The sequence below is a fragment of the Nocardia acidivorans NBRC 108247 genome (assembly GCF_001625085.1).
Classification (GTDB): domain Bacteria; phylum Actinomycetota; class Actinomycetes; order Mycobacteriales; family Mycobacteriaceae; genus Nocardia; species Nocardia acidivorans.
Map to the genome: position 1 here is coordinate 14,779 of NZ_BDAW01000087.1, position 17,267 is coordinate 32,045.

The following is a 17,267-nucleotide window of genomic DNA, read 5'->3' on the forward strand; positions in this document are numbered from 1 at the left end:
AACACCCCCGGGAGCCGACTTCCCCTCGCGGGGAGCGGAAATCCCATCCGGGAGTGGGCATCCGAACGATCACCCGACCGGTGACGATTCGCCTACGGCCGGTCGAACTTCCCCGCCCGCACCGCGGTGGTGAACGCATCCCAGCTATCCGGCTCGAATACGAAGACCGGGCTCGCATCCCCCAACTTCGAGTCCCGCACCCCAACCTTGCCGCCACCCAGGTGCGCGGCCTCCACGCAATCTCCTCCTGAGCTGCTATAGCTGCTCTTGAACCAGCGTGCCCCAGGTAGGTCGATATTCACGCTTTGTGCTCCTTCGCCATAGACAGCAATAGCCGCCTCGTCGTATCCCGGTCCAACGCTACCCGGGAGATTTCGGCGAAAGCGTCTCGAAACTGCGTCACGTCGCTCTCCTGCTCCAGGTAGAGATCACCGGTGTAGCCCTCGATATAGATCACCGGCGGTTCGATCATTCCGGTTGCGGGCAACCTCGGAAACTCCAGCATGGCAAAGGAACCCACACGCAAACCAAGGTGTCTGGGTGCGCCGAAGGGCACCACTCGGATGGACACGTTCGGCCGCGCCGCAAGCTCGGCGAGTCGTTCGAGCTGGTCGGACATGACCGCACCCCCGCCGATCTGATCGAGCAGGCCGGACTGGGACAGAATCACATCCACCGTGAAATTCTGGTCATCCAAACGTGTTTGCCGCCGGACCGCCATCTCTACACGCTTCTCCACCTGCTCCGTCGTCATCTCCGGAGACTCGGTCCAGGCAACGGCGCGGCGATACTCGGGCGTCTGAAGTAGACCCGGCAGCAGGTTCGTTCGCCAGACCGACAGTGCTCGAGCGGCTTGCTCGAGCCCCAGGTAGTAGTCGAAGTGCGGATTCATCTCGTCCACATACGCCCGCCACCAATTCCTGCGCGACGACGCGAGTTCCTGAGCCAACCCGAGCATCAGCTTCCGTTCGTCGTCACTGACCTTGTAGGCGTCGGCCCAGACGTTGATCCATAGCTGGGACACCTTGGATTTGAGACCGTACTCGATCCGCGCCACCGTTTGCTGGGACGTGTCAACCAGTTGTCCCGCCGCATATTTCGTCATCCCCACCCGCTCACGGTGCCCCGACAGCAGTCGGCCGAGCGCTCTGGCGGGAAGCGTGGAACCAGACATTTCTTAGCCTCGCTATCGAAGGAGAGCCCGAATCTGGAAGTACCCGATATGAAAGTTTGGCATTCTCCCCTGGCTCGCCAAGGTGAAACTTCCAAAACCAGAAAAAATGCGGGTCTACTTGAGCCATCCCCGGTGAACGGGAAACGCCAAGTGCCCCACCCGATCACCTCCACAGTCAGGGAGGAAGTGAAAACGATGGTGCTCAGACACGACCCGCCCGACTACCCGGTCATGAATCTGGAGACCGCGCGTCGAGGGCAGGCCGCGCACAAGGATTGCGATAGCGAGACCTGTTCCGCGAAAGCTTATTTCGACAAGGTGGCGACTCGACTCAGCCGGGAAGTCCGGGTGGTGCGGGCTTCACACAACACGAGCACGCTGCGGGGGGCGTGGAATATCTGGACCAACGGCTCCGATGACGGGTGAGGGAATGGATAAGCCGGTTACCCGCGGGCGCGGTGCCACGGGTAACCGGCATACCGCGTCGGTTAGTTGATTGCGTTGTTCAGCTTGGAGTTTCGGTAGCTGAAGCCGAAGTAGAGAGCCAGGCCGAGCAGGAGCCAGACCACGAAGCGGACCCGGGTGATGATGTCGAGGTGGCTGATGAGCCAGATCTTCCACCTGGCACTGCTCGGCGACGCCGACAATCCCCGGCTGACCGGTCTGGTCGCGGATCTGCGCGACCACACCCGCCTGTTCGGCCCGGCCTCCCTTGCCAAGAAGGGCGAACTCGTCGGCGTCGCCCGCGAGCATTTCACCATTGTCGATCTCATCGAATCCGGTGATCAGGATGCGGTGGAAGCGTTCCTGCGCAACCACATCAGCCAGGCGCGCGGGCGCTGGGCCAAACCCGAGGATTAGGCGAACCGCCAGCGGGTCGCACCGTGCGGATCGGTGAGCGCCACCCCGACCGCCCCGTGAATCGTGAAGCGGTAGAGATACCACGGCCCCGGACCCGCGCTCTGCGCACTGTACGGCGCGTTGACGGTATCCCCGGTGCGCTCGGCGGGCCAGCCCCCGGCGCGGTAGACCGCGGTCACCGCATCCAACTCCGCGATATCGGTCGTGCGATGCGCATGCCCGTCGAAGATCAGATCGACCTCCGCGAACCGATAGGCCAGCGTGCACGCCGGATTGCCGATCAGGTTGCGGGACTTGAGAGTTCCCGGCCCACTGGTGAAGTACAGGAACCCGTCGTACTCGACGACACCGATCCCGGTGGTGTGCGGCCGCCCCTCCGAACCAACGGTGGACAGGAACGCCGGGGTCTCCGGCAGCCCCATTCCGGCCTCCGCGGACTTGCGTGCCCGGCTCCAGGACAGCGTGTCGTCCCCGTAGATATTGAGATCCTTGGCATCGATCGGGTCTGGCAGCATGGCTCCTCCTTGATTCGTGATCCTGCAAATCAAGACGATGCGGCGCACCGGAATTCACCGGCGGGTGGTGACAGCCGCCTGTGCCATGATGGCCGATCCCATCCAGCGGCGCAGGTAGCGACGCAGTTCTTCATCGGTGCGCGGCGGATGCCCGGGTGAGACGAAGAAGGACTGCATGATGCGGAGCAGATATTCGACGAGTTCGCGCAGCGCGTCGTCGTCGTAACCGTAGCTCTCCCAGTCGACATCGAAACGTCTGATCATGGTCATGCCGAACGCCTGCGCCTCCTCGGAGGTGATGCCGTCCGGATCGGCCGCGGAATTGGCGGGGGTCAGCATAATGCCCAGGTGCGGGGTGCGCGGCACCTCGGCGAGGGTGAAGACAATGGCCTCGGTCATCGCCTCGACCGGATCCGGCATACCGCTGACCTGCGCCGCCAGCCGATCGAGGAAGCCCGCGACCGCGGCGATGGCGGAGGCGCGCATGAGCGCGTCCGCGCTCGGGAAGTAGCGGTACACGGTCTGGCGGATGACGCCGAGTGATTCGGCCACGTCGGCAATGCTGATCTCGCGGCCGGTGCGGCCGATCAATTCGACCGCGGCGGCGACGATACGGCGTGCCGCCTCGTCGTCACTGTCCGGCGGAGTTCCGCCCCATCCCCGCCTGCGTGCCACAAAAACCGACGTTAGCACGGGGTGGCGGGCAGATCTGATTTCTCACTAACATACACACAGACGCGGCTGTGTATGTTTGTATGGTTGGCATGACGGATCTGATTGTGCGGAAGATGAATTTCGCCTTCGAGGACTACGACGTGCCCTTCCTCTGGAACGAGGAGAATCCGGCCTTCTCGTCGATGGCCAATGCCGTGTCCTTCCTGGCCATCGGCTTCGAGAAGATGATCGTGAAGATGATCATGCAGCTGAAGCCCCAGATCACGGACGCCGAAGTCGCCGAGGAGGCGGACGCGTTCATGCGGCAGGAGGGCCAGCATTCCTCCGCGCATCGCCAGCATGTGCGGGGGCTGATCCGGAGCTACCCGGGCTTGCAGGAGACCCTGGACGAGGTGATCGGCGAATTCGACCGGCTCACCGCCGAGACACCGCTGAAGTACCGGCTCGCGTACACCGCGGATCTGGAGGCGACCTTCACCTCGGTCTTCAAACTCATGCTCGACAACGAGGCCGGACTCTTCCGGCCCGGCGACGATCGCGTTGCCTCCCTGTTCATTTGGCACTTCGTCGAGGAGGTCGAGCATCGCAGTTCCGCGCTGATCATCTTCGATTCCGTGGTGGGCAGCGATCTTTACCGGATGCGGGTCGCACCGTCGATCTTCCGGCATGTGCTGAAGGTGGTCAGGATCGCCTGCGCCGGCTTCAATAAGCATGTGCCGCTGGAGGAACGGCAGGTCGACGCGCTCGCCATGTTCGCGAACTATCGCCGCAGACAGCATCTGCGACGCTGGCTGCCGGGATTGGAGCCGCAGAACAGCGGCCCGATGCTGCGCGCCTTCGACGATCTGCCGCTCGGTGAACAGTTGATCGCCCTGAAGGGGATCATCCGCAGCCAGCTGCCCAAGCACAATCCCGCCCACGAGGCGCTGCCCGCGCTGGCGGATGTGTGGTTCCGGCGTTACGAGTCCGGATATGACGTAACGCGCTGGTACACAGCGGATTCCATCGGCTCGGAGGCCCAGTCGTGACCGACCACTGCTCCCCCACCTTCGATCAGCTCGCGCATTCGCTCGGCTTCTCCTGCCAGGAGGCGGGCGGGCTCGTCGAATTCCGGAACCCGTTCGGCCTGGAGAACTGGACGCTGCCGGTGCTGGAGTGCACCATCATCCTGGGCTCGATCCTGGCGCTGGTGCTCGCGGTGATTCGATTGCGCCGCAATGGCGATCCCACCAACCTGGTGCTCTGGTTCGGTGCGACGGCGTATCTGTTCATTATCGAACCGCCGCTGTACTTCCCGGCGGCGTTCGGAATCCAGGACCACGTCGACACGATGTTCGCGCACAATGTCTTCACCGTCGACTTCCTCTGGGGCCGACTACCGCTGTACATCGTGGCCATCTACCCCTTCATGGCGACCCTCGCGTACGAAATCGTGCGCATGCTCGGCGTTTTCCGTCGGCACGGCGCATTCCTGGGCGCGGTCTGCGTGGGCTTCGTGCACCACGCCTTCTACGAGATCTTCGATCACATCGGGCCGCAGCTGCGCTGGTGGGAATGGTCCACCGGCAACTCGCTCAATCAGCCGATGTTCGATTCGGTTCCGCTGCCCAGCGTGGTGGTCTTCGCCGCCCTCTGGCCGATGTCCCTGGCCTTCTGCGTCTACTGGTTCGTGGGTCGCAAAGTCGATGCGGGGCAACACTTCTCCGGCCTCCAGCTGATCGGGCGCACCGTGGCGATCGGGCTCCTGGCATCGCTGGGCACCTTCATCCTGCCCCTGCCCGCCACCGTCTTGGGCGCGGGTAGCACCGCGGTGCGGGGCACCCTGTACGCCGCCGAACTGATCCTGCTGACCCTGGTAGCCATACCGATCCTGTTCCGCCAATGGCGATCCCTGCGGCAGGACCCCGAATCCCCGCGTTACACAAACCCTTTCGTTCGCGTCTACAGCGTCCTGTATCTGGCGGTCTTCGCCCTGCTCTGGGCCACTGCCCTCCCGGACTTCCTCGACGCGAAGGACGGCCTGACGGCCAATGGCGACCCGATCGGCAACCTCTGGTACACCCTGGCCTGCTTCGTGATCGCCATCGCGTGCGTGGCGGCCGCATTCACCACCGCACCCCGTACCGCCGCGAATTCGAAACCCGCCGAACCCGCCGAGCTCCCCGGCCAGGCCGTGGCCTGACAGACGCCGACCTACCACCTCAGGCTCAGGACCGCATCCGATGGTCCTGAGCCTGAGGTCTTTCCGGGCAGCGCCGCTATTCGCCCGCGGGACGCAGGGTCCAGGAGGCCACCGCCAAGGCGGTGGCCACGGCCGGGGGAATGATCTTCTTGGGGGCATCCTTGGTGGCGAAGTGCGACAGGGCCGCGCCCGCGTAGACGAAGGTCAGACCGGCGTAGGCCCACTCTTTGAGCCGAGGCGTGCCGGGGGTGAGCAGCGTCGCCACCGCGGCGGCCTTGGCCGTACCCATGATGGTGGCGAAATAGACGGGGTAACCGAGATGGTCGAGGGTGTCCCGGACATAGTCGTTCCGGGTCAGATCCCATTGGGCGCCTACCGCTGTTTCGGTGAGGATGGCGCCGGTGGAGAGCAGGTACGCGATGCGGCGGGGGGTCAGCGTGGACATACCGGTATGACGGATGGAGGCGGCCGAACGTGACCTCGGGTGTCACATTCGGCGGGGCCGGGTCGTCATTGCGGTGTGGGTGTCGATCCGAGGAAGAGGTGTGCGATGGGTGCGGATGCGGGCTTGGCGCGGGCGTTCGAGGGCGAACGCGGGCATTTGACGGCGGTGGCCTATCGAATGCTGGGCTCGTTGAGCGAGGCCGACGATGCCGTCCAGGAGGCGTGGATTCGGCTGGCTCGCAGTGAATCCGATGCCATCGAGAATCTGGCCGGCTGGTTGACCACCGTGGTGGGACGGGTCTGCCTGGATATGTTGCGGGCCAGGAAGTCCCGGGGAGAGGAGTCGGTCCGGGAGTATCAGCTGCCGGATCCGGTGGTGGGATACGCCGAGGAGGTGGATCCGGAACAGCGTGCGCTGCTGGCGGATTCGGTGGGCTTGGCCATGCTGGTGGTGCTGGAGGCATTGAGCCCGGCCGAGCGATTGTCCTTCGTACTGCACGATATGTTCGCGGTGCCCTATGAGCAGATCGCGCCGATTGTCGGGCGCACGCCACAGACGGCGAAGAAGCTCGCCAGTCAGGCGCGGCGGCGGGTGCGGGGGCAGGAACTGGTGCCGGATGCGGATCCGCGCCGCCGGCGGCGGGTGGTGGAGGCGTTCCTGGCCGCGGCGCGGGAGGGCGAATTCGAGGCGCTGCTGGCCATTCTCGATCCCGGAGTGGTGCTGCGGGCCGACAGCGGACCGGGCGGAGTGCGAGTATTCCGCGGGGCGCGCGAGGTGGCGGCGCTGGCGAGCACCTTCCAGAAGATGGCGATGCTGTACACCGCGCACGCCGCGCTCATCAATGGCGCGGCGGGACTGGTGAACACCGATGGGGAGACGGTGCGGTCGATCATCGGATTCACCGTGGTGAACGGGAAGATCGCCGCGATGGATCTGCTCACCGACCCCGAGCGGCTCGCCGGTATCGAACCGCCGCGCTGATCAAAGGTGCCAGTGCGAGGTCGCCAGGGTGTGCAGCGACCACCACAGCAGTGGGGCGGCGATGACCGCGCCGAACAGGATGATCATGAGAATCCCGCCGACGTCCCGCGTGATGATGTGCATGACAAGCGATTCCACGAACAGCACGATCAAACTCAGCACGGCGACGCCGACCGCCGCCCACATGGCGGCGGGCTGGAAGGTGAATCTGCCCACCGTCCACCCGAACAGCAGCAGCCCCGGCAGCGCGAAGATCAGCCAGAAGAAGGAGAGCACGACCAGATTCGTCGCATGCGCCGCACGATCGGTCTCACCCGCGCCGTCGACCGATTCGCTTGCCACCGTCCGGATTCGCGACAGTTGGACGGTGGCGTGCGCGGTTCCGGCCAGCGCGCAGGCCAGCAGCATGATGCCGTACCCCGCCGCGACATCGCCGGAGGAATCGAGCGGTGACCGAAAGGCCCATACCGCGGGGAGCAGGGACGCAGCGGCCGTCAAGCCCAATGCGATAATGGTTTCCGGTCTGGCACAAAGCCTTTCACGCAGATAGCCGACCGGCAGCCGACGCCGCTTGCGGCGCAACAGCCAGCCGAGGGTACAGAACGCCGCGATGCCGATCACCGGCGTCAGCCATCGCCAATGCGCGGGCGTCAGGAACATCGACAGGAACGCGACCAGCGTGCTCGACACCCAGACCATGGTCGCCGGGCGACTGACCGCCATCCACATGCTGTCCGCCTGCGCCAATCGCGGATCGATCGGCTCGGCTCCGGTATCAGAGGCCGGGCGCAGCGCACCCGCGTAATCCTCCAGATCCCATTCGAGCTCCCACTCCCCCGCCGGTTCGGGCCACTCCCCGTCATGATCGGAACCGGGGCACATCACCCCGCTGTCGTCGGCGCGGTAGTCGTATTCGGGGTCGAGCGTGCCGTAATCGCGCATCTCCACCATGCGCACCGTGATCGCGAGCCCGTGCCAGGATTCCCGACAGTACGGATTCGGACAATCCGGATAGGTGGGATCGTCGTAGTCGTACCCGGTCCTGGGTTCGCCGTCGCGCATGCTTTCCTCGACGAGCAGGTCGATCTCGTCGAGCAGGCGCAGTACCGGGTCCGGACGCGGCGCACCCGCATCCTCGGCGCGCCGCCCGGGCGGCCGCCCCCACAGCTCATCCCCCTGATCGTTCACCCGCCGATAGTAGGTCGGGGCACCGACGCTCGAACACCCGATAATGCTGTGCGGCCGGTGAATCTCAGTGCGCTCCGAGCGCGTCCAGAATCATCGGACGGGCGGTGGCGAGCGCCTGCTGCCAGTACGGCCAGGTGTGCGTACCGTTCACGAAATCGAAGCGCGCGGGAATTCCCAACGCCGCCAATCGATCCCGCAGCATCTGATTGGCGACCATGGTCATGGCCTCCAGGCCCATCGCGTTCACGGTATTGCCGACGCCGAACGGCAGGTCCGCCAACCCGGGCACCGCATTGCCCGTCGAGATGTACATGGGCAGACCGCGCAGCAGCTCGGCCTGATTGGTCGCGTCATTGCGATTCCACGCGGGATCCGAGGCCGGGCCCCACATATCGTCGACATCGAAGTTGCCCTCATCGATCATGGCGGCGCGCATGGCCTCATTCCACATCGGAAAGGTGGGGTGCACGAAGCCGGAGAACGATCCGGCGAACCGGAATTGATCACGATGATGCGCGGCCAGGGTGAGCGCCGCATTCCCGCCCATGGAGGCGCCGACAATCGCGTTATTGGTCCGCGAGACGCCGAATCCGGCCAGATAGTCGGGGAGTTCCTTGGTCAGGAAGGTCTCCCACCGATATGTGCTCCGCTGATGATTGGTGCTGCTGGGCCGGTACCAATCGGTATAGAAGCTGGAGTGCCCGCCCACCGGGAACACCAAAGTCACATTGTCACCGACGAATTGGCGCAGCGCATCGGTATCACTGGTCCATTGACTGTGATCGTTCGGCGCACGCAGTCCATCCAGCAGATACAGCGCGGAACCACCCCCGCGCGCCGCCCATTGCACCTGCACCTTGATCGGCCCCATACTCGACGGCACCCAAAGCTCCTGGTAACCGCCCGCCGGAGAACGCAATACCGGCCCGTGCACCGGCGCGGCCGTAGCCATTTCGGCCCCCGCCGAAGCCAGTAGCACCGCCGTCGCCGCGACCGTTCCCGCCCTGCGCAGCCATCGCCGATTCCGAATTCGCGCGTCCGTATCCACCCGTAAACCTCCCACCTGGTCCAAGCCAAGATATCGCAATCGGCTCGAATCCCGCTGTCGCTCAGCCGAACTTACCGATTAGGCGAGAGCGGCCGCGTGGTGGGTGCGGTGAAAGCCGGAGCGGGTGTTCCGCCCCGGCTTGTCCGGGCTACGGGATCAGCAACCTCCCGAGGAGGTCGTTGACCGCCCAGATCAGGTCACCGATGAAATGCGGGATCATGCCTTTCCTCCTTCGCGAAAGATACTTATCGATCAACTTCATTCGCCCTGCCCGCCGAGCCGAACGGACCGACGGGCGTGCTGATCACATATTCGTCGCGAAAGCCGAGAAGGATGGTCGGTATGACTTCTCGATTGCTGGTGGTCGATGCCGCGAATGTGGTCGGCTCCCGGCCCGACGGCTGGTGGCGCGACCGCCCCGGCGCGGCCCGCCGCCTTCTCACCCAGCTCACCGAACTGCGCCTCGACGAACCCACCGCCATAGTCGTCATCCTCGAAGGCGCGGCCAAAGCCGCCGCAGCCGCCTACAAAGGCATAGCTGTCGTCCTGGCGCCCGCCTCGGGCGACGACACCATCGTCGATACCGTGACCGCGGCCCGCGCCGCCGCCCCCACCCGTCCGATCACCGTCGTCACCGCCGATCGCGGCCTGCGCGCCCGACTAGAACCCCACAACATCACCATCGTCGGCCCCCGCTGGCTCCTGGACCGCATCGACTGACAGCCGTTGTCGCGGCCCGGAATTCGCTGTGCGGGGTGCTCGGGCGGATAAGCCGCGCTCAGGACGAGATCGCGCGCCAGTCCCGCCAGGGTGTAGGGCCTTTGGCGATGAATGCTCCGTAGGCCAGGGCGGCCAGGTAGACCAGGACGTGGGAGTTCTCCAGGATGGGTTCGGTGTGCCAGGGTTTGGGGAGCAGGAAAATGCCCACGGAGACGTAGTTCTCGCCCCAGTGGTAGGCCCACGCGCCGGTGCCGACGAAGAGCAGGGCGGCGGCGGCCCACCAGCGAGGATTCGATTGGGCGCGGTCGACGAGGTGAACCAGCAGGGGGACGAACCAGACCCAGTGGTGTCCCCAGGCGAAGGGGGATACCGCGCACGCGGTCATTCCCGCGAGGGTCACCGCCAGCAGGCGTTCGCCGCGCTGATGCAATGCGACGGTGATCGCGAGGCTCACGAAGGTGGTGACGATGGTGACCACCAGCCACAACCAGATCGGCGCGGCACCGTCACCGAGATGGGCCAGGACGCCTCGGATCGATTGATTGGCCGGATTGGTGTCCGGCGCAATGCGATCGGATTGGAAGAAGGTCGAGAACCAGTACCGATGGGAATCATCGGGCACGACCACCCAGGCCAGGGCGATCGTGCCCAGGAAGATCAGTGCCGCCACGGCGGCCGAACGCCATTGGCGCAGTGCGAGATACTGCACCACGAAATAGGCCGGAACGAGTTTGATGCCCGCGGCCACCCCGACCCCGATTCCGCGTATCCGACTCTCGTCGGCCCGCACGAAATCCCACAGCACCAGCAGCATGAGCACCAGATTGATCTGCCCGTAGAACATGGTGGTGCGCACCGGTTCCAGAAACAGGCAGGTCAGCGTGAGCAGCGCACTGACCCCCGCAAGCCCGGGGGTCAGCCGGTAACCCAGTGTGCGCCAACACAACAGCACGCAGCCGAAGAGCACGATCAGATTCACGAGCAGTGACGCATATGTGAGCCAACTCCACGGAATCACCACGATCGGCAGGAACACCAGCGCCGAAAACGGTGTGTACGTATACAGGAGTCCGAAGAACGTCGGCTCGGTATACAGCGGCCGCCCCTGCAACACCCGATCCGCGCCATCCCGATACACATGCGCGTCCAACCCACCGGCCAGAATCCCGCCGGACTCACTCATCCACGGATTCACCGTGGTCAACACCAACGCCACCGCCAGCACCGCACCCACGCCCAGCACCGAAACCGTGACGCCCGAACGCCCGAACTCCCGCAACCCCGCTTTCCACACGATTTATTACCCTACGTAATGAAATCTCGCGAGAATGCCCCGGAAACCGGGGTATCGCGGTGCTCTTGGTCACCGCGCACCCGGGAAACCGTGCCGGCGCGCACCGATGATGACCAGCAGGGTGGGTGCCAGCAGGATCAGGACGGTCCAGGGGAATGCGCTGGGGCCGAGGAGGTTCAGTAGGATTCCGCCTACGAGGCCACCACCCGCCATGGCCGCGTTCCACAGGGTGACCAGCATGGCCTGGGCGGTGTCGGCGGCGTCGCCGCCCGCGATCGCCACGGCGGTTTGCAGCAGGGTGGGGACGCCGCCCCAGCCCAGGCCCCACAGTGCCGCCGCCACGTAGACCAGGGCCACGTTATGCGCCGGAATCGCCAGTGCGGCGGCCGCCACCGCGACCAAAAGCGTTGCGGCGATGATCGATCCACGCAGTCGCCGGTCGATATGAGCGCCGGTGAACCAGATGCTGATCATGGAGGCGATGCCGAAGACCAGCAGGACCGCACCGGTCATCCCGTCCAATCCGGCCGCGTCCAGGAACGTCGCGATATAGGTGTAGAGAATGGTGTGCGCGAGCACGAACGTGAGCGTCACGAACAGCACCGCGCCCACCCCGGGAATCCTTGCGGTCGTTGCCAATTGCACCCGCCCGGCGGCCTGACCGGGAAAGTCCGGAACCGCCGGGAAGATCCAGGCCAGCAGGACCACCGCGAGCACCGACATCACCGTGAAGGTCACCTGCCAGCCCACCGCATCACCCAGCAGCGTCCCGAGCGGAATCCCGAGCGAGAGCGCCAGTGGAATACCGGCCATGACGAACGCGATCGCCCTGCCCTGCAACGATTCCGGCACCAGCCGCCGGGCGTATCCGGCGAGCAGCGCCCAGACCACCCCCGCGGCGATACCCGCGACGAACCGGGCGACCAGGGTCACCGGATACAGCAGCGACAGCGCCGTCACGGTATTGGCCACCGCGAATCCGGCCACACCGGCCAGCAGCAGTCGCTTGCGCGGCCAGCCCGCCGTGGCGATCGAGAGCGGAATCGCCGACACCGCGGTGCCGAGGGCGTAGACGGTCACCAACTGACCGGTGGCGGATTCACTCACGTGCAGATCCGTGCTCATTCCCGGAAGCACACCGGCGGGCAGCGCCTCGGTGAGTACAGTGATGAAGGCCGCCGTGGTCAATGCCGCCAGGCGCGTAATCGGTAGTCGCGGAGTGGTTTTCGCGGTGGTCTCGGGATTTTCGAGCTGAATTCGATCGGTCATGCACGCATCGTCGAACCTTGACATCTATGTGAAGGTCAAGCGGGATCGGGAATGTTGCCCCTCACATCTCGTACCGTTAGCCTCTACCGGGTTAGCAGAGGCTAACCTATGGTTATAGAAACCGGTGAGGTCGAGCGATGGATTTGAACAGGCGTCAACTCTTCACAGCGGGCCTCGGGCTGAGCGCGATCCTGGCCCTGGCCGCCTGCGGCAGCGACGCCACCGACAGCACCGGCGGCACGCCCCGACGGGGCGGCACCCTGCGCATCGGCGCGCTCGGCAAATCCGCCAAGACCGAACGCGACCCGCACGCCACCCTCAACAATGACAGCGATTTCCTGATCACCTCGCTCGTCTACGATGCGCTCACCGTCCCCGGCCTCGATCCGAATGTCGCACCGCGCCTGGCCTCGAAGTGGGAAGCCGATGCCGACCAGCGCAATTGGACCTTCACCATCGCCCCGGGCGCGACCTTCCACGACGGCCGCCCGGTCACCTCCGAGGATGTGGTGTGGTCGCTGCGCCGACTGCGCGAGGCCGCCGGTGAGACCAAGGTCCCCGTCGCCTCGGTCGACGACATCAAAGCCGCCGGACCCGATGCGGTCCTACTCACCTGCGCCGGACCCAACAGCCAACTGCCGCTGCTGCTTCGGCTCATGACCTTCGTCCTGCCCAAGGGCACCACCGATTTCACCAAGGCCATCGGCAGCGGACCCTTCAAGCTGGAGAGCTACAGCAACGGCAATGCCCGGCTGGTGCGCAATGAGAATTGGCACGGCGGCCCGGCCCTGCTCGACGCCGTCGAGGTCACGCTGTTCGAGAGCCCGGAGTCGATGGCCAATGCGGTGATGGCGCAACAGATCGACGTCGCCTCCAGCGTCGGCGCGATCGCAGGGCGCAGCGCCGAGGGACGCGGTGACCTACAGGTCATCCGCCGACCCAATGATGTCGCGGTGGCGATCGCCATGCGCACCGCCGACGGCCCCTTCGCCGATCCGCGCGTGCGCACGGCACTGCGACTGGCCGCGGATCGCCCCGCGATGGTGGCGCAGGTGTTCTCGGGATACGGCAGTATCGCCAATGACGTTCTCGGCACCGGGGATCCGACCTACGACACCGCGCTCGCGCAGCGCACCCGCGATATCTCCCGCGCGAAGCAGCTGCTCGCCGACGCCGGATTCGACACCGGCAAGTCGTATCGGCTGGTGACCAAGCAGGAGGCCGCCGGTGAGGTCGAATCGGCGAAGGTCTTCGCCGCCCAGGCCAAGGACATCGGGCTGAATCTCGAGGTCGTGGTGCAGGAATCCGGTGCGTTCTACGACCAGACCTGGCTCAAAGCCCCGCTGTACACCGTGAATTGGGGCACCAATGATTCCGTGGTGTTCTTCGCCAGCAAGGTGATGACCTCCCGCACCACATGGAACGAGACCGGTTTCAAGGACGCGGCTTTCGACCAGGCGTACACCGACGCGCTCGCCGCGCCCGCCGGTGCGAAGTTCGACGCCGCGAGCAAGACCCTGCAGCAGATCCAGTACGACCACGGCGGCTACCTGGTCTGGGGTATGGCCGACGGCATCGATGTCGCGTCCACCGCCGTGCGCGACCTGCCGAAACTGGCCGGCTACGGGCGCGTCCAACTCGAACGAGTGTGGTTGTCGAATTGATCGCGTTCACCGGACTGGTAGCGCGGCGGCTGGCCCTGCTGATCGCGCTGCTGGCCCTGGTGTTCGTGGTGGTGGATCTGCTGCCCGGCAATGCCGCGCGCGCCGTGCTCGGACGGGACGCCACACCCGCGAGCGTCGCGGCCAAGGAACATGAACTGGGACTGGACCGTCCGCTGCCGGTCCGATTCCGGGATTGGATCAGCGGGGCCGCGACCGGTGATTTCGGCACCACCGCGCGCGGCCTGTCGGTGAATCATCTACTGGCGGCGAAGTTTCCGCAGACGCTGCTGCTGACCTCACTCGCCATGGCGGTCACGGTGCTGCTCGCACTGGTCTGCGGGGTGTGGTGGGCCGCGCGACCCACCGGGTTCGCCGCGCGCGTACTGCAACCCGGTTCGGCGTTCGTCATCGCGGTACCGGAATTCGTGCTGGCGACGCTGCTGGTGCTGGTCTTCTCGCTGTGGCTGGATTGGCTGCCCGCGGTGACCTTCACGAATCGATCCGGTTATCCGGCGAGCGCGCGCATGCTGATCCTGCCGGTGATCGCCCTGGCGATTCCGCAGGCAGCCTGGAACCTGCGCGTAGTGCGCGGCGCGATGGTCGACGCGGCCGCCGCCCCGCACGTGGAAAGCGCTGTGCTGAACGGGCTTTCCGAGCGGACGGTGCTACTGCGCCATGTGCTGCCGTTCGCCCTGCCCACCATAGCGACCTCCTTCGCGACCTCGGTGGGCACGTTGTTCGGTGGTGCGCTCGTGGTGGAGACGGTCTTCAACTATCCGGGTATGGGCGCGCTGGTCGCCGGATCGGTCTCCGATCGCGATACCGCATTGATCGCGGCGGTGGTGGCATTGACCGGGGCGACGATCCTGTGCGTCCTGCTGATCGCGGATGCGGTGCGCGCCTGGGTGAATCGAGGACGGACATGATCGGCAGCCGCCGGATATGGACCGCGGTGCTGCCCGCGGCGGTGATCATCGCCCTGGCGGTGGCGGGGCCGGTCTTCGCGCCCCATGCGGTCGATCACGGGATCGGCATCAGCTTCCAGCGACCCGAGGGCAATGCCTGGCTGGGTGGTGATCGACTCGGGCGGGATGTGTGGAGCCAACTGCTGCGCGGCGGCTGGGGACTGCTGCTGCTGGCCGCGACCATCGCGGTGCTGGTGACCGGACTGGCCGCGGTACTGGGATCGGTTGCGGCACTGCGCCCCCGGGCGGGCGGCTGGATCGAGCGCGCCGCCGATCTGTTCATGTTGCTGCCGCCGGTGCTGGCGATACTGCTGTTCATGCTGTCCTGGCCGGAATCGGGTTCGACCGGACTGGTGGCGGTCGCGGTGATCGCCGGAACCCCTTACTCGGCAAGGGTATTCGCCGCGGCGGCCACCGGCGTGGCGCGGTCCGGGTTCATCGAGGCAGCGCAGGCGCGTGGAGAACGGTTGAGCTATCTCGTCTTTCGCGAACTACTGCCGAATCTGCGCGAAACCCTGCTCACCCAGCTGGGACTGCGGTTCGTGGAGGCGATGTATCTGGTGAGCACGGCCGCATTCCTGCGATTGCCCGCCACGCTCGGCGATGCCAATTGGGCGGTCATGGTGCGCGAGAACGCATCCGGGATCCTGCTCAACCCCGCCGCGGTATTGGCTCCGGCACTGGCGATCGGATTGCTGGCGGTCAGTGTGAACAGTGCCGTGGTGGCATTCGGACGTGGACGGCGGAGCGCATGACACGCGGGGTACTGGTCGAGGACTTCTCGGTGCGTGCCGGTTCGGGGGCGCAATTGCTGGCGCCCACCTCACTGCGGGTGCCGCACGGGACGGTGACGGCGCTGACGGGACCCTCCGGTGCGGGCAAGACGACCCTGATGCGTGCCGTGCTGGGTCATCTGAGCGCCGGGACCACTCGCGCGGGCGGGTCGGTGCGGGTCGCCGGACAGGATGTCTTCGCCCTGAAACCCACCGCGCTGCAAGGGTTCCGGCGGGAGAACCTGGCGTTCATGAGCCAGGATCCCGGCGCGGCGCTGAATCCGATGATGCGGATCGGCGCACTGCTGCGCGAGGCCGCGCACGGCGATACCGCGATCGAGGGCGTACTCGATCGCGTCGGTCTGACCGCACGGTGTCTGCGGCAGCGAGCCGGTGAACTCTCCGGCGGTGAACAGCGGCGGATCGCGCTCGCGCTCGCCCTGGTGCGCGGGGTCGGGGTGGTCGTCGTCGATGAACCGCTCGCCGGACTGCACGGGCAGTTGCGCAACGGCATCGCCGATCTGCTGCGCTCACTGGCCACCGAAGAGGGTGTGGCGGTGATGGTCTCGGGGCACGACACGGCGGTGCTGCATCGGCTGGCCGACGAGGTGGTCACGCTGGGCACACCGCGGATCGCACTGAAACAGTTGACCGTTCGGCAGCCGGAGCCGCCCGCACCGGGGCCGGCCGCATTGCGCGCGAAGGGAATCCGCGCGGTGGCCGGGCGCAAACGGCTCCTGGATTCGGTGGATCTCGATATCGCGGCGGGTGAATCGGTCGCGGTGATCGGGCCGTCCGGCGCGGGTAAGACGACGCTCTCCCGGGTGCTGGCGGGGATCCACACCGACGCCTCGGGCAGCCTGGAGGTGGGCGGGCGGCCCTTGCCGGTGGGGCGCGGTCGTCGCTCCCGTCGCGATCGGCGGCGCGTGCAGTTGATACCGCAGGATCCGCTGTCGACGCTGAATCCGAGACATACTGTGCTGCAAGCGCTATCGCGTCCGCTGCGGCTGAATGGGATGCCCCGCAACGCGGTCGCCGAGCATGCGGCCGGACTGCTGGCCGATGTGGAGCTGAATCGCGATCTGCTGCACCGTTATCCGGAGGAGCTCTCCGGTGGCCAACGCCAACGCGTCGCCATCGCCCGCGCCCTGGCCGCCGAACCGGATGTGCTGATCTGCGATGAGATCACCTCGGCCCTCGATGCCCGCACCGCGGAATCCATTATGGAGTTGGTGCGGCACACCCGCACGGACCGCGGTATCGGCGTACTCGTGATCAGCCACGATATGGCGATCGTCGCGCGCTACTGCCGCCGACTGGTGGTGCTGGCCGACGGCGAGGTGGTCGAATACGGCGAGACCGCAGCGGTACTCGGCGATCCGAGCACACCGCACACCCGGGCGCTGCTGGTCTGAAACGGCAGCTCCAGGCACCTTGCGCGGGCAACCGCAATCCCCCATTTGCAGCGGCCTCAATCGGCTTCCCGCAAAAGTGAATCATGATAATTTCTGAT

The 17,267-nt window shown here is 65.9% G+C and carries 20 protein-coding genes; 10 read left to right on the forward strand and 10 right to left on the reverse strand.

Features of this window, described 5'->3' with window-relative positions:
• Nucleotides 1-92 precede the first annotated feature (92 nt).
• The gene (locus NA10_RS30385; RefSeq protein WP_067574084.1) at nt 93-302 is read right to left on the reverse strand and encodes a DUF397 domain-containing protein; all 210 of its coding nucleotides are present in this window, start codon (nt 300-302) and stop codon (nt 93-95) included.
• Nucleotides 299-1,174, reverse strand: a complete 876-nt coding sequence (locus NA10_RS30390; RefSeq protein ID WP_067574086.1) for a helix-turn-helix domain-containing protein — start codon at nt 1,172-1,174, stop codon at nt 299-301. The genes NA10_RS30385 and NA10_RS30390 overlap by 4 nt, the downstream gene beginning before the upstream one ends.
• A gap of 195 nt (nt 1,175-1,369) precedes the next feature.
• Here NA10_RS30390 and NA10_RS30395 point away from each other — a divergent pair, with 195 nt between their 5' ends.
• Nucleotides 1,370-1,600: a hypothetical protein gene (locus NA10_RS30395; protein WP_067574088.1), complete on the forward strand. Its 231-nt coding sequence runs from the start codon at nt 1,370-1,372 to the stop codon at nt 1,598-1,600.
• A gap of 62 nt (nt 1,601-1,662) precedes the next feature.
• Here the strand turns inward: NA10_RS30395 and NA10_RS37235 are convergent, their stop codons facing one another.
• Entirely contained in the window at nt 1,663-1,863 is a 201-nt protein-coding gene (locus tag NA10_RS37235; protein WP_245678034.1) for an amino acid permease C-terminal domain-containing protein, read from the reverse strand.
• On the opposite strand from NA10_RS37235, the gene NA10_RS38985 reads away from it, so the two are divergent.
• Nucleotides 1,778-2,035 carry an FCD domain-containing protein gene (locus tag NA10_RS38985; RefSeq protein WP_067574090.1) on the forward strand — a complete coding sequence of 86 codons (258 nt, stop codon included), beginning with the start codon at nt 1,778-1,780 and terminating at the stop codon, nt 2,033-2,035. The genes NA10_RS37235 and NA10_RS38985 overlap by 86 nt on opposite strands.
• Here the strand turns inward: NA10_RS38985 and NA10_RS30405 are convergent.
• Both NA10_RS30405 and NA10_RS30410 read right to left on the reverse strand, forming a co-directional pair.
• On the reverse strand, nt 2,032-2,550 hold the full coding sequence (locus NA10_RS30405) for a pyridoxamine 5'-phosphate oxidase family protein (protein WP_067574092.1): 519 nt from the start codon (nt 2,548-2,550) through the stop codon (nt 2,032-2,034). The genes NA10_RS38985 and NA10_RS30405 overlap by 4 nt on opposite strands.
• A gap of 54 nt (nt 2,551-2,604) precedes the next feature.
• The gene (locus tag NA10_RS30410) at nt 2,605-3,225 is read right to left on the reverse strand and encodes a TetR/AcrR family transcriptional regulator (protein ID WP_067574094.1); all 621 of its coding nucleotides are present in this window, start codon (nt 3,223-3,225) and stop codon (nt 2,605-2,607) included.
• Between the two features lie 89 nt (nt 3,226-3,314).
• Between NA10_RS30410 and NA10_RS30415 the strand changes: the two genes are divergently transcribed.
• Nucleotides 3,315-4,253, forward strand: coding sequence for a metal-dependent hydrolase (locus tag NA10_RS30415; RefSeq protein WP_067574096.1), 939 nt, complete (start codon nt 3,315-3,317; stop codon nt 4,251-4,253).
• A complete protein-coding gene (locus NA10_RS30420) occupies nt 4,250-5,407 on the forward strand; it encodes a hypothetical protein (RefSeq protein WP_067574098.1) in 1,158 nt (385 codons plus the stop codon). Before NA10_RS30415 ends, NA10_RS30420 begins: the two co-directional genes overlap by 4 nt.
• A 76-nt stretch (nt 5,408-5,483) precedes the next feature.
• Here the strand turns inward: NA10_RS30420 and NA10_RS30425 are convergent, their stop codons facing one another.
• Nucleotides 5,484-5,852, reverse strand: a complete 369-nt coding sequence (locus NA10_RS30425) for a DoxX family protein (protein WP_067574100.1) — start codon at nt 5,850-5,852, stop codon at nt 5,484-5,486.
• Nucleotides 5,853-5,957: 105 nt separating this feature from the next.
• On the opposite strand from NA10_RS30425, the gene NA10_RS30430 reads away from it, so the two are divergent.
• Nucleotides 5,958-6,833: a sigma-70 family RNA polymerase sigma factor gene (locus NA10_RS30430; RefSeq protein ID WP_067574102.1), complete on the forward strand. Its 876-nt coding sequence runs from the start codon at nt 5,958-5,960 to the stop codon at nt 6,831-6,833.
• On the opposite strand, the gene NA10_RS30435 is transcribed toward NA10_RS30430, so the two are convergent.
• Together NA10_RS30435 and NA10_RS30440 are read right to left on the reverse strand one after the other, a co-directional pair.
• Nucleotides 6,834-8,021 (reverse strand): hypothetical protein, encoded by a 1,188-nt coding sequence (locus NA10_RS30435; protein ID WP_067574104.1) that lies wholly within the window; start codon nt 8,019-8,021, stop codon nt 6,834-6,836. It abuts the gene before it with no gap.
• 64 nt (nt 8,022-8,085) lie between these two features.
• Nucleotides 8,086-9,069 (reverse strand): alpha/beta hydrolase, encoded by a 984-nt coding sequence (locus tag NA10_RS30440; RefSeq protein WP_245678035.1) that lies wholly within the window; start codon nt 9,067-9,069, stop codon nt 8,086-8,088.
• A gap of 333 nt (nt 9,070-9,402) precedes the next feature.
• Here NA10_RS30440 and NA10_RS30445 point away from each other — a divergent pair, with 333 nt between their 5' ends.
• Nucleotides 9,403-9,789 (forward strand): hypothetical protein, encoded by a 387-nt coding sequence (locus NA10_RS30445; RefSeq protein ID WP_067574106.1) that lies wholly within the window; start codon nt 9,403-9,405, stop codon nt 9,787-9,789.
• 58 nt (nt 9,790-9,847) lie between these two features.
• On the opposite strand, the gene NA10_RS30450 is transcribed toward NA10_RS30445, so the two are convergent.
• Together NA10_RS30450 and NA10_RS30455 are read right to left on the reverse strand one after the other, a co-directional pair.
• Complete coding sequence (locus tag NA10_RS30450) at nt 9,848-11,083, reverse strand: glycosyltransferase 87 family protein (protein WP_067574108.1); 1,236 nt, start codon at nt 11,081-11,083, stop codon at nt 9,848-9,850.
• Nucleotides 11,084-11,152: 69 nt separating this feature from the next.
• Nucleotides 11,153-12,352, reverse strand: a complete 1,200-nt coding sequence (locus NA10_RS30455) for an MFS transporter (protein ID WP_067574110.1) — start codon at nt 12,350-12,352, stop codon at nt 11,153-11,155.
• 137 nt (nt 12,353-12,489) lie between these two features.
• On the opposite strand from NA10_RS30455, the gene NA10_RS30460 reads away from it, so the two are divergent.
• The 4 genes from NA10_RS30460 to NA10_RS30475 are packed head-to-tail and all read left to right on the forward strand — an operon-like array spanning nt 12,490 to nt 17,169.
• Entirely contained in the window at nt 12,490-14,016 is a 1,527-nt protein-coding gene (locus NA10_RS30460; protein ID WP_067574112.1) for an ABC transporter substrate-binding protein, read from the forward strand.
• The gene (locus tag NA10_RS30465) at nt 14,013-14,942 is read left to right on the forward strand and encodes an ABC transporter permease (protein ID WP_245678037.1); all 930 of its coding nucleotides are present in this window, start codon (nt 14,013-14,015) and stop codon (nt 14,940-14,942) included. Before NA10_RS30460 ends, NA10_RS30465 begins: the two co-directional genes overlap by 4 nt.
• Nucleotides 14,939-15,736, forward strand: coding sequence for an ABC transporter permease subunit (locus tag NA10_RS30470; protein ID WP_067574114.1), 798 nt, complete (start codon nt 14,939-14,941; stop codon nt 15,734-15,736). The genes NA10_RS30465 and NA10_RS30470 overlap by 4 nt, the downstream gene beginning before the upstream one ends.
• Entirely contained in the window at nt 15,733-17,169 is a 1,437-nt protein-coding gene (locus NA10_RS30475) for an ABC transporter ATP-binding protein (RefSeq protein WP_067574116.1), read from the forward strand. The genes NA10_RS30470 and NA10_RS30475 overlap by 4 nt, the downstream gene beginning before the upstream one ends.
• Nucleotides 17,170-17,267 lie beyond the last annotated feature (98 nt).

Excerpts from the sequence above, each read along its gene's own strand:
- NA10_RS30390 (WP_067574086.1), bottom strand. The coding sequence starts at position 1,174 with ATGTCTGGTTCCACGCTTCCCGCCAGAGCGCTCGGCCGACTGCTGTCG.
- NA10_RS30405 (WP_067574092.1), bottom strand. The coding sequence starts at position 2,550 with ATGCTGCCAGACCCGATCGATGCCAAGGATCTCAATATCTACGGGGAC.
- NA10_RS30475 (WP_067574116.1), top strand. The coding sequence starts at position 15,733 with ATGACACGCGGGGTACTGGTCGAGGACTTCTCGGTGCGTGCCGGTTCG.
- NA10_RS30425 (WP_067574100.1), bottom strand. The coding sequence starts at position 5,852 with ATGTCCACGCTGACCCCCCGCCGCATCGCGTACCTGCTCTCCACCGGC.
- NA10_RS30455 (WP_067574110.1), bottom strand. The coding sequence starts at position 12,352 with ATGACCGATCGAATTCAGCTCGAAAATCCCGAGACCACCGCGAAAACC.
- NA10_RS30415 (WP_067574096.1), top strand. The coding sequence starts at position 3,315 with ATGACGGATCTGATTGTGCGGAAGATGAATTTCGCCTTCGAGGACTAC.
- NA10_RS30460 (WP_067574112.1), top strand. The coding sequence starts at position 12,490 with ATGGATTTGAACAGGCGTCAACTCTTCACAGCGGGCCTCGGGCTGAGC.
- NA10_RS30430 (WP_067574102.1), top strand. The coding sequence starts at position 5,958 with ATGGGTGCGGATGCGGGCTTGGCGCGGGCGTTCGAGGGCGAACGCGGG.
- NA10_RS30470 (WP_067574114.1), top strand. The coding sequence starts at position 14,939 with ATGATCGGCAGCCGCCGGATATGGACCGCGGTGCTGCCCGCGGCGGTG.
- NA10_RS30445 (WP_067574106.1), top strand. The coding sequence starts at position 9,403 with ATGGTCGGTATGACTTCTCGATTGCTGGTGGTCGATGCCGCGAATGTG.
- NA10_RS38985 (WP_067574090.1), top strand. The coding sequence starts at position 1,778 with ATGAGCCAGATCTTCCACCTGGCACTGCTCGGCGACGCCGACAATCCC.
- NA10_RS30395 (WP_067574088.1), top strand. The coding sequence starts at position 1,370 with ATGGTGCTCAGACACGACCCGCCCGACTACCCGGTCATGAATCTGGAG.